Here is a 13,517-nt window from a genome sequence, read left to right as displayed (position 1 = left end):
ATTGAAAAACAAACGCCGCGGCACGGGCCGCGGCGTTTGCTCAATCGGCAGCGGCGCGGATCAGGCCGCGTCGCGGTACTCTTCTTCCGCTTCCAGGTTGATCACGGACGTGGCGAGCTCGGTCAGCGAATGGTCGGTCGCCTCTTCCTCGTCCAGCGTCGCTTGAAGCAGCCTTGCTGCGTCCTGCATGCCGAGCTCCTCGGCCCAGGTGCGCAAGGTGCCGTAGCGCGAGATCTCGTAATGCTCGACCGCCTGGGCGGCGGCGAGCAGTCCCGCATCGAGGGCCGGCGCGCCCTTGAAGTCCTTCATGATCTCGGCACCCTCGTCGGTGATGCCGTTGATGGCTTCGCAGGGCTTGCCGCGCGCGGGCTTACCCAGCATCTTGAAGATCTGCTCCAGCCGCTTGACCTGACCCTGGGTCTCGCGCAGGTGCTTGTTGAAGGCCGCCGCGAGATCCTTCGATTGCGCCGCCTTGGCCATCTTCGGCAAGGTCTTGATGATCTTGTTCTCGGCGAAATAGATGTCCTTTAGCGTCTCCAGAAACAGGTCGCTCAGCATCTTCGGCGGCTGACGCGGACGGCGCGTCGCGGTCTTCTTCGTCGTTCGTTTCTTTGCTTTAGCCATACATCCTCCTCATGAGGTAACACGGGAAGGCCTCGCCCTCCTCAATCCACAGGCGATCAAAGCCGCTTCATGAATGAAAGTTCCAAACCGACATCCGCGCGCGACGATCGTTGGGAGCATTCCAATTCCACCGTCGGCCATCGTCGTCTCCGGTGATTTCCAAAGGGGATCGGCTGGGCTAAGTCAGCCCGGCCGCCATCGTTCCTGCGTCCAAGGACCACGCCGACCATGCTCGACTTCGCTCTGTCCGCCTTCGTCACGCTGCTGCTGGTGGTCGACCCTGTCGGGCTCGCGCCGGCCTTCCTGGCCGCCACGGGGGGAATGCCCGACAAGGTCAAGCGCATGATCGCGCTGCGGGCGCCGCTGATCGCGACCTCGATCCTGGTGGTGATCGCGCTGGTCGGAAACTGGCTGCTGCGCCAGCTCGGCATCGGCATCCCCGCCTTCCAGATCGCCGGCGGGCTGCTGCTGTTCGGCGTGTCTTACCAGATGATCTTCGGCGACCGTCCGCATCGCGAGGCCCGCGAGGCCGACAAGGCGACCTCGGAGCACGCCTCCGATGTCGCCGTGTTTCCCCTGGCCATTCCCATGATGGCCGGTCCCGGCGCGATCGCGACCACGCTGCTGCTCGCGGGCGATGCCGGCTATGGCGCGAGGCTCGCGATCATCATCGCGGTCGTCGTCGCGGTCTGCCTGATCTGCATGCTGTGCTTCGTCTCGGCTCACTTGATCGCGCGCACCCTCGGCCGCACCGGAAATGCCGTGCTCTCGCGCGTCCTCGGCATGCTGCTCGCCGCCTATTCGGTGCAGTTCGTGATCAACGGGATCGCGGCCGTCCGGACCAGCCTGTCATAGGACTGCGATATCACGCAAATCCGTTGATTTTGCCGTGCATTTTCGTGGTCTGGCGGGAGTCTCGCCCGGGGCAATGCAGGCTCCCGGCCGCTTTCGCTTGCACTGCCATGTCGCTTTGACGTACTCCCGATCCAACAAGCCCACCGTAAGGGAATCGGGATGTCGATGACAGCGGACGAGCTCGCCAAGAGACAGGCCATCATCGACGCCTGCCGGCGCATGAACGCGCTCGGCATCAACCAGGGCACTTCGGGCAACATCTCTGTCCGGCATGTGGACGGGCTCTTGGTGACGCCGACCAGCGTGCCCTATGAGGCCATGACGCCGGACCAGATCGTCTTCATGACCATGGACGGCGCCCACGCGCCTGCCCAGAAGCCGTCGAGCGAATGGCGCTTTCACCGCGACATCCTGAAGTCGCGGGGTGACGTCAACGCCGTCGTGCACGCCCATCCGACCTATTGCACCATCCTGGCGATCATGGGGATGGAGATTCCGCCGGTGCACTACATGATCGCCGCGGCAGGCGGCGACAGCATCCGCTGCGCGCCCTATGCGACCTTCGGAACCGCGGAGCTGTCCGAGCATGCGGTGCGGGCGCTGGAGGGCCGGCTCGCCTGCCTGCTCGACCATCACGGCATGATCACGATCGGCAAGACGCTGGACAAGGCGATGTGGCTGGCCGTCGAGGTCGAGACGCTGGCGCGGCAATATCACGGCTGCCTCCAGATCGGACAGCCGCCGCTCCTCGCCAGCGACGAGATCGAGCGGGTTCGCCAGCGCATGGCCGGCTACGGCCTGTCGGAAGGTTAGGGCGGGCGGTGTTCGTGCGGATCAGACATCTCACCGATCGCAAGGGATCCAACCGCGTCATGGTTCGGCTGCGCGCGCTGTTGCGCAGCAACGAGTTCTACCTGATCCCGCTGTCGCTGGTGATCGGCACACTCGCCGGCGCCATCGTGACGCTGATGGCCGAGATCGCGCAGATCGCTCATATGGTCATCTACGGCATTCCGGTCGACGTCCGCCTCTCTGCCAACGCCCGGGTCAGCCCCTGGGCGGCGCTGATCGCGCCTGCGCTCGGCGGATTGGCGCTCGGCATCATGGAATGGTCGCGGCGGCGGATGAAGATCTCGAGCGCGGTCGACCCGATCGAGGCGAACGCGCTGCGCGGCGGCAATCTGTCGATGCGGGACAGTGTCATCGTGTCGAGCCAGACGCTGATCTCCAACGGCTGCGGCGCCTCGGTCGGGCTCGAGGCCGGCTATACCCAGATCGGATCGGGCATCGCCTCGCTGTTCGGGAAGTTCTTCAACCTGCGCCGCAACGATCTTCGCCTGATGGTTGGTTGCGGCGCCGCCGCGGCGATCGCGGCGGCGTTCGGCGCGCCGATCACCGGTGCGTTCTACGCCTGCGAGCTGATCGTCGGCGTCTACTCTGTCGGCAGCGCAGCGCCGATCCTGGCGGCCTCGCTCGCCGGCGCGCTCACCGCACAATGGCTCGGCGGCGCGCCATATTCGCTGGAGATTCCCAAGGTCAGCGCCGTCGGCGTCGAGCAATATCTGGCCCTGATCGGGCTCGCGCTCGTCACCAGCGGCGTCGGCATCGCCGTGATGCGCTCCTCGCCGAATTTCGAACGCCTGTTCGCCTGGCTGCCGGTCTGGCTCCGGCCGGTGTTCGGCGGTCTCATCGTCGGCGGCTTTGCCGTCATCACCCCGCAGGTGCTGGCGGCCGGCCACGGCGCCATGGTGCTCGATCTGTTTCACGACATGACGATCGGCCTGATCGCGCTGATCATCGCCCTGAAGGTGACGGCGTGCCTGATCTCGCTCGCCTCCGGCTTCCGCGGCGGCCTGTTCTTTGCCTCGCTGTTCGTCGGCAGCCTGATCGGAAAGTTCTTCGCGGCGGTATTGCTCCTGATCAGCCCGAACTTCGTGATCGATCCGCTGGTCGCGATGCTGACGGGCATGGCGACGCTCGGCGTCGCCATCGTCGGCGGCCCCCTGACCATGTCGTTCCTCGTGCTCGAGATGACCCGCAATGTCGACGTTACCGCCGTGGTGCTGGCCGGCTGCATCGTCACCTCGATCTGCGTCCGCTTCATGTTCGGTCATTCGTTCTCGACCTGGCGCCTGCATCTGCGCGGGGAGACTATCCGCAGCGCCAACGACGTCGGCTGGCTGCGCAATCTCACCGTCGAGCGCCTGATGCGCTCCGACGTCGGCAAGGTGCCCTCGACGACCACGATCGCCGCGGTCCGGCGCGAGTTCGTGCTGGGCTCTCGGCCGGGCGTCGTAATCGTCAACAATACCGACGAATATATCGGCCTCGTCCTGTTGCCGGACCTGTTCTCCAGCGATCTCGACGCCATCGCCGACGATATCCAGGTGATCGAGCTCGCGCGCCTGATCGACATCGTGCTGATCCCGGAAATGAACGTGAAGTCGGCGATGGCGGTGTTCGACGAGGCCGAGGCCGAGATGCTGGCGGTGGTGGATTCCACCGACAGCCGCAAGGTGGTCGGCTTCCTCACCGAAAACTTCGCCCGCCGCCGCTATGTCGAGGAGATCGACAAGGCGACGAGGGGCGTGCTGGGCGCGCTGTCGTAAAGCCTCCTACCGGCCGGAGGGGGCCGCGACGACGCAGGCCACGATCCGCCGGACCAGCGGCAGCACCAGGAGCAGCGTGGGAAAGGCGACCAGCCAGGACAGCCCCCAGGCGCCTGGCCAGGTCGCCAGGAACGCCGGGGTTGGGCCGAGGCTCCGTAGCGTCGAAATGACCGACACGACGGCGGTCATGAGGATGGACAGCACGAATGGCATCACGATCGGCGCATAGCGCGCCGGCAGTTTGCGAACCAAAGTCATCTGGTTTCTCTTGGGAAAGGACGCGTCGATCACGGTGAACCCTAAAATGGCATCGAGCCGACGGCGTCGGTTGATGCGTTGGTTCACGTAAAACGCTTACGGCAGCCGAAAAACGGTGCGGCTGTTCATTATCCGCTCAGGTTGGATGGTTCAAGCTGGATCTGGCCGTCAGGTTTACAATCGTTCGAAGCGTGGCGGATTGCCGCGATCAGGAAACCATTCCAGGGGTTTGCGCGTTACCGACTGTTTGCTTACATAATTTTTGGCGAGAACAGAGGAAGATCAAGATGAGTGATGGACCGATGAAATCCGCAGCCGGCCGAAATGCGGTCCTGGCCGCGTTCGCAAGCGTGGCGCTGCTCGCAACCTCGGTGTCGCCCTCGGCCGCGGCATCCTCTGGTTCGGCCCCGGCGCTCTCCGGGAAGCCGGCGGCTAGCCATGCTTCCTCGGATGCTACCGACTTCAGCGCAGCCCGCCGTCGTTATTACCGGCGCGGGTCGAACGCCGCCGGCCTTGCCTTCATGGGCGCCGCGGCGGGCATCATCGGCGGGGTGATCGCCGAGCAGCGGCGCCGCGACTACTACGAGAACCGCTATTATTACGGCCCGCGGCCCTATTACGGCGGTCCCGGCTATTACGGCGGCGGCAGCCCCTTTTATTACGATCCGGGCTACCGTTACGGGCCGTATTGAGCGAACGTTTCGACGCGGTACGGAATTGGATTTCGCGAAAGGGCGGCACGTGGTGCCGCCCTTTTTTGATGCGCCGGTACTCCCGTAGCCCGGATGGAGCGAAGCGTAATCCGGGGCCGCTCGCCCGGCATGTCGCACTTTCCCGGATGTCGCTGCGCTCATCCGGGCTACGCACCGGGCCTGTAGTCGCCCTCCGTCAATCGACCTGCGCAGAGATATTCCACTCTACCGAAATTCGGTTTTGCGTATGTGTCGGTTGCGTGTGCATTTCGCGCAGCGGACCGCGGGTGCGATGTCGGTACCCGGCCTTCCCTGCGCCCTCTTGGATTTCAGAGGGCGATGAGATCAAGCATCGCTCGGGTGATTCAGCCGCGAGAACGCGAAGGTATGTCTGCAAGCGAGATAGTGCGGGAAAGCGAAGCCGTCGCGTCATCCACCGTCATTGCGAGCGCAGCGAAGCAATCCAGACTGTCTCCGCGGAGGGACTCTGGATTGCTTCGTCGCAAGAGCTCCTCGCAATGACGTGGAGAGAGCGTACGTCCCACCCATCCACCGCTCTCGTGCCCCGGACGCAGCGCAGCGGCCCGGCGATGCGGAGCATCGTCCGGGGTGATGCGCTGCAGAGCCGGGGCCCATGTCACCGTACCGTGTCGTCCCTGGATCCCGGCTCAGCGCCGCATCGCTTGCGCGTTGCGGCTTGTCCGGGACACAGCGAGGGCCAAATTTTCGGCAATCATGTCCGGCCACGCCGATGGACTTGCCTGCGTCGATCCGCTTCAATGGACGAAGCGAGCTTCCAGGCGGAACTGACCCGCCGACCCTCGCGGTCGCCGCCAACACGGCCGCGCCTCTTGCGCGAAACGGTCGGGAGTGCTCTTTGCTTGAGGGATTTCCGGGGGCGAAGCTTCCGACCCAGAGAGATGAGATGAGCAAACTCGTTATTCGCGCCGGCGAATTCACCTTTGATGCCCGCTTCGAGGAGCAGCTGGCACCGAAGACCGTTGCCGCCTTCCGCAAGGCGCTGCCGTTCGAGAGCCACATCATCCACGTGCGCTGGAGCGGCGAAGGGGTGTGGATGCCGCTCGGCGACCTCGACTTCGGCGTCGGCTACGAGAACCACACCAGTTATCCCGCGCCCGGCCAGATCATCCTTTATCCCGGCGGCATCAGCGAGACCGAGATCCTGCTCGCTTACGGCAGCGTGCATTTCGCGAGCAAGATGGGACAGCTCGCCGGCAACCATTTCATCACGCTGACCTCGGGCCTGGAAAATCTGGCGCCCCTCGGCAAGAGCGTGCTGTGGAAGGGCGCCCTGCCGATCCGTTTCGAGGAAGTCTGAGTGACTGAGCCAAGCTACCCGCGCGATCTCCGCGGCTACGGCCGCAACCCGCCGCACCCGCAATGGCCCGGCAACGCGCGGGTCGCGGTGCAGTTCGTCGTCAATTTCGAGGAAGGCGGCGAGAACAACATCCTGCATGGCGACCGCGCCTCGGAGGCCTTCCTGTCCGACGTGCTGGGCGCGCAGCCCTGGCCGGGGCAGCGCCACGCCAATATCGAATCCATGTTCGAATACGGCTCGCGCGCCGGGTTCTGGCGGCTGTGGCGGATGTTCACCGCGCGCAACTGGCCGACCACCGTGTTCGGCGTCGCCACCGCCTTGAAGCGTAACCCCGAGATCGTCGCGGCGATGAACGAGGCGGGCTGGGACATCGCCAGCCACAGCCTGAAATGGATCGAGCACAAGGACATGACCGAGGCGCAGGAGCGCGCCGAGATCGCCGAATCCATCCGCGTCCATACCGAAGCGACAGGCTCGCGTCCGCTCGGCTGGTACACCGGGCGCTCCTCGATCAACACCAACCGATTGCTGATGGAGGAGGGCGGCTTCCTCTATCTCTGCGACTCCTATGCCGACGATCTGCCCTATTGGGTGAAGGGCGGAAATGGCAAGCAGCTCGTCATTCCCTATACGCTAGATGCCAACGACATGCGCTTCATCAACCCGCAAGGGTTTTCGGAGGGCGAGCATTTCTTCACGTATCTCAAGGACGCCTTCGACGTGCTCTATGCCGAAGGGGAGACCGCGCCGAAGATGATGTCGGTGGGCCTGCATTGCCGCCTCGCCGGGCGGCCCGGCCGCGCTGCGGGACTGATCCGCTTCCTCGATTACATCGGCAAGCATGATCGCGTCTGGGTGCCGACGCGACTGCAAATCGCGCAGCACTGGCACGACAAGCTCGCGCATCTGGCCGCAGACGCGTTCGAGATCGGGTGAGGGCGATGCCGAAGATCTCGCTCGCTGAACTCAACGCTGCAGGCAAGGCGGATTTCGTCGCCGTGCTCGCCAATGTCGTCGAATATTCGCCGTGGATCGCCGAGCAGCTTGCCGCGAAGCGGCCGTTCGCCGGCATCAACGATTTGCACACGGCACTCATGGCCGCGATTCAAGGCGCCGAACCCAACGTGCAGCTGGCGCTGATCCGGGCGCACCCCGATCTCGCCAGCAAGGCCCAGCGCGCGGCCGGGCTGACGGCGGACTCGACCGATGAGCAGAACAGTGCCGGCCTCGACCGGCTCTCGGACGCCGAATACGTGGCGTTCGAGCGCGTCAACAATGCCTATCGGGACAAGTTCGGCTTCCCTTATATCGTCTGCGTGCGCCGTCACACCCGGGATTCCGTGCTGCGCGATTTCGATATCCGGTTGCGCAACATGCTCAAGACCGAGACGCGGCGTGCGATCGAGGAGATCGGCCGTATCTCCGCGCTGCGGCTCGATCAACTCGTCACAGCCGAGGACAGGCTGAAGGTGCATGGCAGGCTTTCGACCCATGTGCTGGACAATCACATCGGCAAGCCCGCGGCCGGCATCGCGGTCGAGCTGGTCGAGCTTGCAAATCTCGGCGAGAGCCGCGTGATCACGCGTGCCGTCATCAATGCGGACGGCCGTACCGACGAGCCGCTGATCGGCGGCCGGCCGCTGCCGATCGGTCGCTACGAGCTCAGATTCGGTGTCGGCCAGTATTATACCGAGCGCAGCGTGCCGATGGCCGACCCGCCGTTCCTCGACGAAGTACCGCTGCGCTTCGGCATCAGCGCGCCGGAAGATCACTATCACGTGCCGCTGCTGATCACGCCGTGGAGCTATTCGACCTATCGAGGCAGCTAGCTGCGAGGCGCGCTCTCACCTCTCCCCGCTTGCGGGGAGAGGTCGGATTGCATCGAAGATGCAATCCGGGTGAGGGGGACTCTCCGCGACTTCAACTGTCGCCGTCCTTGCGGAGACTCCCCCTCACCCCAACCCTCTCCCCGCAAGCGGGGCGAGGGAGTACGACGTCGCCGTGGCTGCTGCTATCGCGTCCCATCGGTGCCCCCGAACTTGTCGAGCAGCGCCGGAAACAGGCGATCCGGCTTGAACGGCGGCGCCGTGAAGCGAATGCCGGTGGCGTCTGCAATTGCATTGCCGAGCGCGGCGGCGACCGGATTGTACGGGCTCTCGCTCATTGACTTCGCGCCCAAGGGACCGATCGTGTCGGACGTCTCGGCGAAGAACACCTCGGTGTGCGGGACATCGGCGAACGAAGGCAAGTGGTAGTCGCGGAATTTCGGGTTGGTGACGCGACCCTCTGCGTCGATCACCATCTCCTCGAAGAGCGCAGCGCCGAGCGCCTGCGCGACCCCGCCTTCGATCTGGCCGCGGCACTGCATGGGATTGGCGACGATACCGGCGTCCGCGGCGTGCACGCTCCTGAGAATCCTGAGCTCGCCGGTGCCCTTGTTCACGGCGACGCGGAAGCCCTGGACGTTGAAGCCGACCGAACGCGGCGTGCCGTCGGAATTGCCGCTGCCTGCGAACGGCTGTCCGCGTTCGCGCCCGAGCTTCGCCAACTCCGCAAAAGCCATGCGCCGGACGCCGCAGACGACGGCATTGTCCTCGAGTGTGCAGGCCTCGACGTCGCACAGCCATGCATCGGCGGCGGCCGCCTTTAGCGCGGCGGCAAGCTGCATGGCCGCCGCATGGGTAGCCTTGCCGGCGACGAACATGCCCGCGCTGCCATAGGCGCCGGTGTCGTGGCCGCCATGGGCGGTGTCGGACTGGCGCAAATGGATTCTGTCGACCGTGGTCGCCGATGTCGTCGCGGCGATCTGACGGTGTACGGTGCTGGTGCCGTTGCCGAATTCGGCGGTGCCGACGGTGAGCTCGAAGCCGCCGTCCTCGTTGAGCGCGATGGCGGCATCCGCGAGGTGGCCGGCCGGCGGCGCGGTGTCGATCATGGTCAGCGCGACGCCGTCACCGGTCAGCCAGTCCGCCGACAGTTCCGACTGCGGGCCATCCGCCTGCATCGCGCGCTCGACGAGGTCGAGGCACTGGTCGAGCCCGTAGGAGCCGTAGAGCACGTCGTGAAACTCGGACGGCGGCGGCGACAGCATGGGATCGCCTGGCGTGACGATGTTGCGGCGGCGCATCTCGTACGGGCTGATACCAAGCTGCATCGCCAACTCGTCGATCGCAGCTTCGATCGCGATCTGCGATTGGGGCAGGCCATAGCCGCGAAACGCGCCGGCCGGCACGGTGTTGGTGTAGACGGCGTAGCCGTCCACCCGCTTGTTCGGGCAATTGTAGACGGCGATGGATTCCGACAGCGAATGAAACATCACGGGCCCGGCATGATTGCCGTAAGCGCCGGTGTTGGAGAGCAGGTCGAGCTGCAGCGCGGTGAGCTTGCCATCGGCATCGGCGCCGGCCTTGATGTGGACCCGCATCGGGTGCCGCGTCGAGGTCGCGATGAACTGCTCCTCGCGGGTCAGCTCCAGCTTCACCGGACGCCCGGTCCTGAGCGCGGCCAGCGCCAGGATGTCCTCGACGAACATTTCCTGCTTGCCGCCGAAGCCGCCGCCGACGCGCTCGCAGAACACGCGCACCTTGTCCAGCGGAAGCTGGAAGATGTCGGATAGCGCGCGCCGGGTCAGGAACGGCACCTGCGTCGAGGTGCGGACATTGAGCGCGCCCGTCTCATCGAGCCAGGCGAGGCCGCCATGCGTCTCCAGCGCAGCATGCTGCACGCGATGGCTGTGATATGTGGCCTCATAGGTGACGGCGGACGTTGCGAGCGCCGCCGCGACATCGCCGAACTCACCATGCGTCTCCGCCGCGAGGTTGCGCTGGGGATCGGCAATGCGGTTCGCGGTGGTACGGTCGGGATGGAGAATGGGCGCACCCGGCGCCATCGCCTGCTCGGGATCGATCAGCGCCGGCAGGATCTCGTACCTGACCTTGATCCACCGGCAGGCCTCCTCGGCGGCGGCTTCGCTCTCGGCGACGACGGCCGCGACCTTTTGGCCGATGAAGCGGACGACGTCGTCGAGGATGCGGGTGTCCTCGGGGTCCATCCAGTCCTTTTCGTGACGCGCCGTCGACATCAGCACCGGGGGGGCGTCCTCGTGCGTCAGCACCGCGTGCACGCCGGGAACGCCCAGCGCCGCGGATTTGTCGATCGTGACGATCCTGGCATGGGCATGAGGCGACCGCAGCAGCTTGATGTGAAGCAGGCCGTTAATTGCGGTGTCGAAGGTGTAGCGCGCCTTGCCGCGGACGATGTCGGGGCCTGCCGGCGCCGGCAGGCTGCGGCCGAAGGCCGTGCCAGGCTCCACGCTCGCCTCGACATTGGTCTTGCCGAGCAGGGCGTCCTCGATCGCGCGATAGCCGGTGCAGCGGCAGATATTCCCCTTCAGCGCGGAGCCGAGATCGGTTTGCTGCGCCTGATTCAGGGAAGCGCAGGTCAGGATCATGCCGGCGGTGCAGAAGCCGCATTGAAAGCCCTGGGCGTCGAGGAAGGCCTGCTGCATCGGATGCGCGCCGTCCTCGCCGCCGAGGCCCTCGATCGTTGTCACCATGCGCCCCTCGGCGCGAAACGCCGGGATCAGGCAGCTATGCACGGGCTCACCGTCGAGCAGCACGGTGCAGGCGCCGCAATCGCCGGCGTCACAGCCCTTTTTGACGCCGAAATGACCGAGCTCGCGCAGGAAGGTGCGCAGGCATTGGCCGGCGCGCGGCTCCTGCGCGAATGTGCTGCCGTTGATCTCGAAGCTCACGTCATCGCTCCCAGCAGCTCGCCGCGGATCTCCTCCGCGAGCCGCAGCGTCATGTGCTTGCGCCAGAGCGGCTGGCCGTGGATGTCGGTATGATAAAGCTCGTCTGTGATTTGCTGCGTGATGGCGTCGTGCAAGGCGTTCGCGTCGGGGAGCTTGCGGAAGGCCAATCGGATCGGCCGCACCGTGGATGCGGTCACCGTCAGCGCGAGCGTACCGTCAGCATCAAAGCTTCCGATCAAGAGCGCCGCCGAGCGGCCGACCGGCGCCAGCGAGATCTGGCGAAAGGCCGTGCGGCGCTTCAGCGCACCGATCGGGATGTCGATCTGCCGGAGCAGGTCGCCCGGCGTCAGGCGATTGCGCTGGTTGCCGGTGACGAACTCGATGACGGGAATCCGCTGCTCGCCGCCGCCCGCCTTCCAGATAGTGCAGGTGCCATCGAGCGCCGCGGTGAGCGAGATCATCGGCCCCGCGGGCAGCGACATGCAGAGATTGCCGCCGACGGTCGCGGTCTTCCAGATCTTGAACGAGGCAAGGAAAGCGCGGCAGCACTGGCCGATCAGAGGTGCGGCCAGCCAATCGGTCGGGCAGGCGAAACCATCGAGCTGCGCGACGGTGCAGGTGGCGGCGATCGAAAGATGGCTGTCGGTGATGGTCAGTGCCGGCCATTTCAGGTCGGTCAGGTCGACCAGCCGGCGCAAATGGACCTGCGGCTCCGAGAACAGCCACGTGCCGCCAGCGAGCCAGGCGTCGCCTGCCGTCCAGGCCGGCAATTGCGCCCGCGTTTGCGGATGGGCCACAGTCGTGATGGTATTCAAATCCATGGCTGTGCCAAAGCTTCCGCCGGTGAATCGCGACGCTGAGTCTTGCAAGACCGGAGCCAGGTCGCAACAAGCAAGTCGCGGTGCGAGGGTGATCGGGCCGGTGTTTGGCCGTCGGCCGATGTGAGGGAGAAGCGGGATCATGGGCGACACGAAGCCGATCTGGATCAGGGATCCGCGTTCCATCCTCGCCGACGGCGCCGCGCGCGGGATTGTGGTGAAGGATGGCCGGATCGTCGAGCTCGTGCCGGCCGGCGGCACGCCTGCGACGGCGGATGTCGCGGTGTTCGATGCAAGCGAACACGTCGTGTTGCCGGGCCTGATCAACACCCATCATCATTTCTACCAGACTCTGACGCGGGCACTGCCGGCGGCGATGGACCGCGAGCTGTTTCCCTGGCTGCAGGCGCTCTACCCGGTCTGGGCGAAGCTGACGCCGGAGGCGCTCGAGCTCAGCGTTTCCGTGGCGATGTCCGAGCTGCTGCTGTCAGGTTGCACCACGACGACGGATCACCATTACGTCTTCCCGGCGGGGCTCGAGGACGCCGTGGATATCGAGGTGGCCGTGGCCAAGCGGCTCGGCATGCGCGTGCTGCTGACGCGCGGCTCGATGAACCTGTCGCAGCGCGACGGCGGCCTGCCGCCCGACAGCGTGGTGCAGGACGAGGACACGATCCTCGCCGACAGCGAACGCGTCGTCGCAAAACATCATCAGCGCGGTGCGGATGCGATGGTGCAGATCGCGCTGGCGCCGTGCTCGCCGTTTTCGGTGACGACCTCGCTGATGCGCGCCACCGCCGATCTTGCCGGCAAGCTCGACGTGCGCCTGCACACCCACCTCGCCGAGACCGAGGACGAGAACAGGTTTTGCCAGCAGATGTTCGGCTGCCGCCCGCTCGACTATCTCGAGCAGTGCGGCTGGCTCAACGCGCGAACCTGGCTTGCCCATGGCATCCATTTCAACGCGGATGAAATGAAGCGGCTCGGCAAGGCCGGGACGACCATCAGCCATTGCGCGTGCAGCAATCAGATACTGGCATCGGGTTGCTGCCCGGTCTGCGAGATGGAGGAGGCTGGTGTCGGCATCGGGCTCGGCGTCGACGGCTCAGCGTCGAACGACGGGTCGAACCTGATGCAGGAGGTGCGTGCCGCCTTCCTGCTGCAGCGGGCGCGCTACGGGGTAACCAGGGTCAGCCACAAGGACGCGCTGCGCTGGGCCACCAAGGGTTCGGCGGCCTGCGTCGGCCGGCCGGAGCTCGGCGAGATCGCCGTCGGCAAGGCGGCTGACCTCGCTTTGTTCAAGCTCGACGAGCTGCGCTTCTCCGGCCATGGCGATCCCCTGGCCGCGCTGGTGCTATGCGGGGCACATCGGGCCGACCGTGTGATGGTGGCAGGACGATGGGCGGTGATCGACGGTGCGATCCCGGGCCTCGATGTCGCCGATCTCATCCGCCGCCACGGTTCCGCGGCGCGGGCGATGCAGGCGGGATAGGGACGAATTGAAGGAGGGGGCGACCACAAGTGCCGGGTGCTTCTGGCCACCCCCTCCGAACCTCCTCCGGGAGGAGC

The 13,517-nt window shown here is 65.7% G+C and carries 12 protein-coding genes; 8 read left to right on the top strand and 4 right to left on the bottom strand.

Annotation, left to right across the window (positions count from 1 at the left end; genetic code table 11):
* Positions 1-60: 60 nt before the first annotated feature.
* The gene (locus tag QRQ56_RS23565) at positions 61-624 is read right to left on the bottom strand and encodes a YciE/YciF ferroxidase family protein (protein WP_438743339.1); all 564 of its coding nucleotides are present in this window, start codon (positions 622-624) and stop codon (positions 61-63) included.
* A gap of 228 nt (positions 625-852) precedes the next feature.
* On the opposite strand from QRQ56_RS23565, the gene QRQ56_RS23560 reads away from it, so the two are divergent.
* From QRQ56_RS23560 to QRQ56_RS23550, 3 genes are all read left to right on the top strand, one after another.
* Positions 853-1,479, top strand: a complete 627-nt coding sequence (locus QRQ56_RS23560) for a MarC family protein (RefSeq protein ID WP_438743338.1) — start codon at positions 853-855, stop codon at positions 1,477-1,479.
* A 159-nt stretch (positions 1,480-1,638) separates the two neighbouring features.
* Positions 1,639-2,292, top strand: a complete 654-nt coding sequence (locus tag QRQ56_RS23555; protein ID WP_438743336.1) for a class II aldolase/adducin family protein — start codon at positions 1,639-1,641, stop codon at positions 2,290-2,292.
* An 8-nt stretch (positions 2,293-2,300) separates the two neighbouring features.
* Entirely contained in the window at positions 2,301-4,088 is a 1,788-nt protein-coding gene (locus QRQ56_RS23550; RefSeq protein WP_438743334.1) for a chloride channel protein, read from the top strand.
* Between the two features lie 6 nt (positions 4,089-4,094).
* On the opposite strand, the gene QRQ56_RS23545 is transcribed toward QRQ56_RS23550, so the two are convergent.
* Positions 4,095-4,346 (bottom strand): DUF2798 domain-containing protein, encoded by a 252-nt coding sequence (locus QRQ56_RS23545; RefSeq protein WP_438743333.1) that lies wholly within the window; start codon positions 4,344-4,346, stop codon positions 4,095-4,097.
* 287 nt (positions 4,347-4,633) lie between these two features.
* On the opposite strand from QRQ56_RS23545, the gene QRQ56_RS23540 reads away from it, so the two are divergent.
* The 4 genes from QRQ56_RS23540 to uraD all read left to right on the top strand — a co-directional run bounded on the left by QRQ56_RS23540 (position 4,634) and on the right by uraD (position 8,206).
* Positions 4,634-5,038 carry a hypothetical protein gene (locus QRQ56_RS23540; protein WP_438743332.1) on the top strand — a complete coding sequence of 135 codons (405 nt, stop codon included), beginning with the start codon at positions 4,634-4,636 and terminating at the stop codon, positions 5,036-5,038.
* Between the two features lie 925 nt (positions 5,039-5,963).
* Positions 5,964-6,377 carry a DUF3830 family protein gene (locus tag QRQ56_RS23535; protein WP_298243817.1) on the top strand — a complete coding sequence of 138 codons (414 nt, stop codon included), beginning with the start codon at positions 5,964-5,966 and terminating at the stop codon, positions 6,375-6,377.
* Positions 6,378-7,313, top strand: a complete 936-nt coding sequence (puuE, locus tag QRQ56_RS23530) for an allantoinase PuuE (protein WP_438743329.1) — start codon at positions 6,378-6,380, stop codon at positions 7,311-7,313.
* Positions 7,314-7,318: 5 nt separating this feature from the next.
* Complete coding sequence (gene uraD / locus QRQ56_RS23525) at positions 7,319-8,206, top strand: 2-oxo-4-hydroxy-4-carboxy-5-ureidoimidazoline decarboxylase (protein ID WP_438743328.1); 888 nt, start codon at positions 7,319-7,321, stop codon at positions 8,204-8,206.
* 182 nt (positions 8,207-8,388) lie between these two features.
* Here uraD and QRQ56_RS23520 read toward each other — a convergent pair whose 3' ends face one another.
* Together QRQ56_RS23520 and QRQ56_RS23515 are read right to left on the bottom strand one after the other, a co-directional pair.
* Entirely contained in the window at positions 8,389-11,130 is a 2,742-nt protein-coding gene (locus QRQ56_RS23520; protein ID WP_438743327.1) for a molybdopterin-dependent oxidoreductase, read from the bottom strand.
* A complete protein-coding gene (locus QRQ56_RS23515) occupies positions 11,127-11,951 on the bottom strand; it encodes an FAD binding domain-containing protein (RefSeq protein WP_438743326.1) in 825 nt (274 codons plus the stop codon). The genes QRQ56_RS23520 and QRQ56_RS23515 overlap by 4 nt, the downstream gene beginning before the upstream one ends.
* Positions 11,952-12,090: 139 nt before the next feature.
* On the opposite strand from QRQ56_RS23515, the gene QRQ56_RS23510 reads away from it, so the two are divergent.
* Positions 12,091-13,440, top strand: coding sequence for an 8-oxoguanine deaminase (locus tag QRQ56_RS23510; RefSeq protein WP_438743325.1), 1,350 nt, complete (start codon positions 12,091-12,093; stop codon positions 13,438-13,440).
* Positions 13,441-13,517 lie beyond the last annotated feature (77 nt).

It is taken from the genome of Bradyrhizobium sp. U531 (assembly GCF_051710265.1).
Classification (GTDB): Bacteria; Pseudomonadota; Alphaproteobacteria; order Rhizobiales; family Xanthobacteraceae; genus Bradyrhizobium.
The sequence above is the reverse complement of the archived record's forward strand: the minus strand, read 5'-3'. Positions and strand labels throughout refer to the sequence as shown.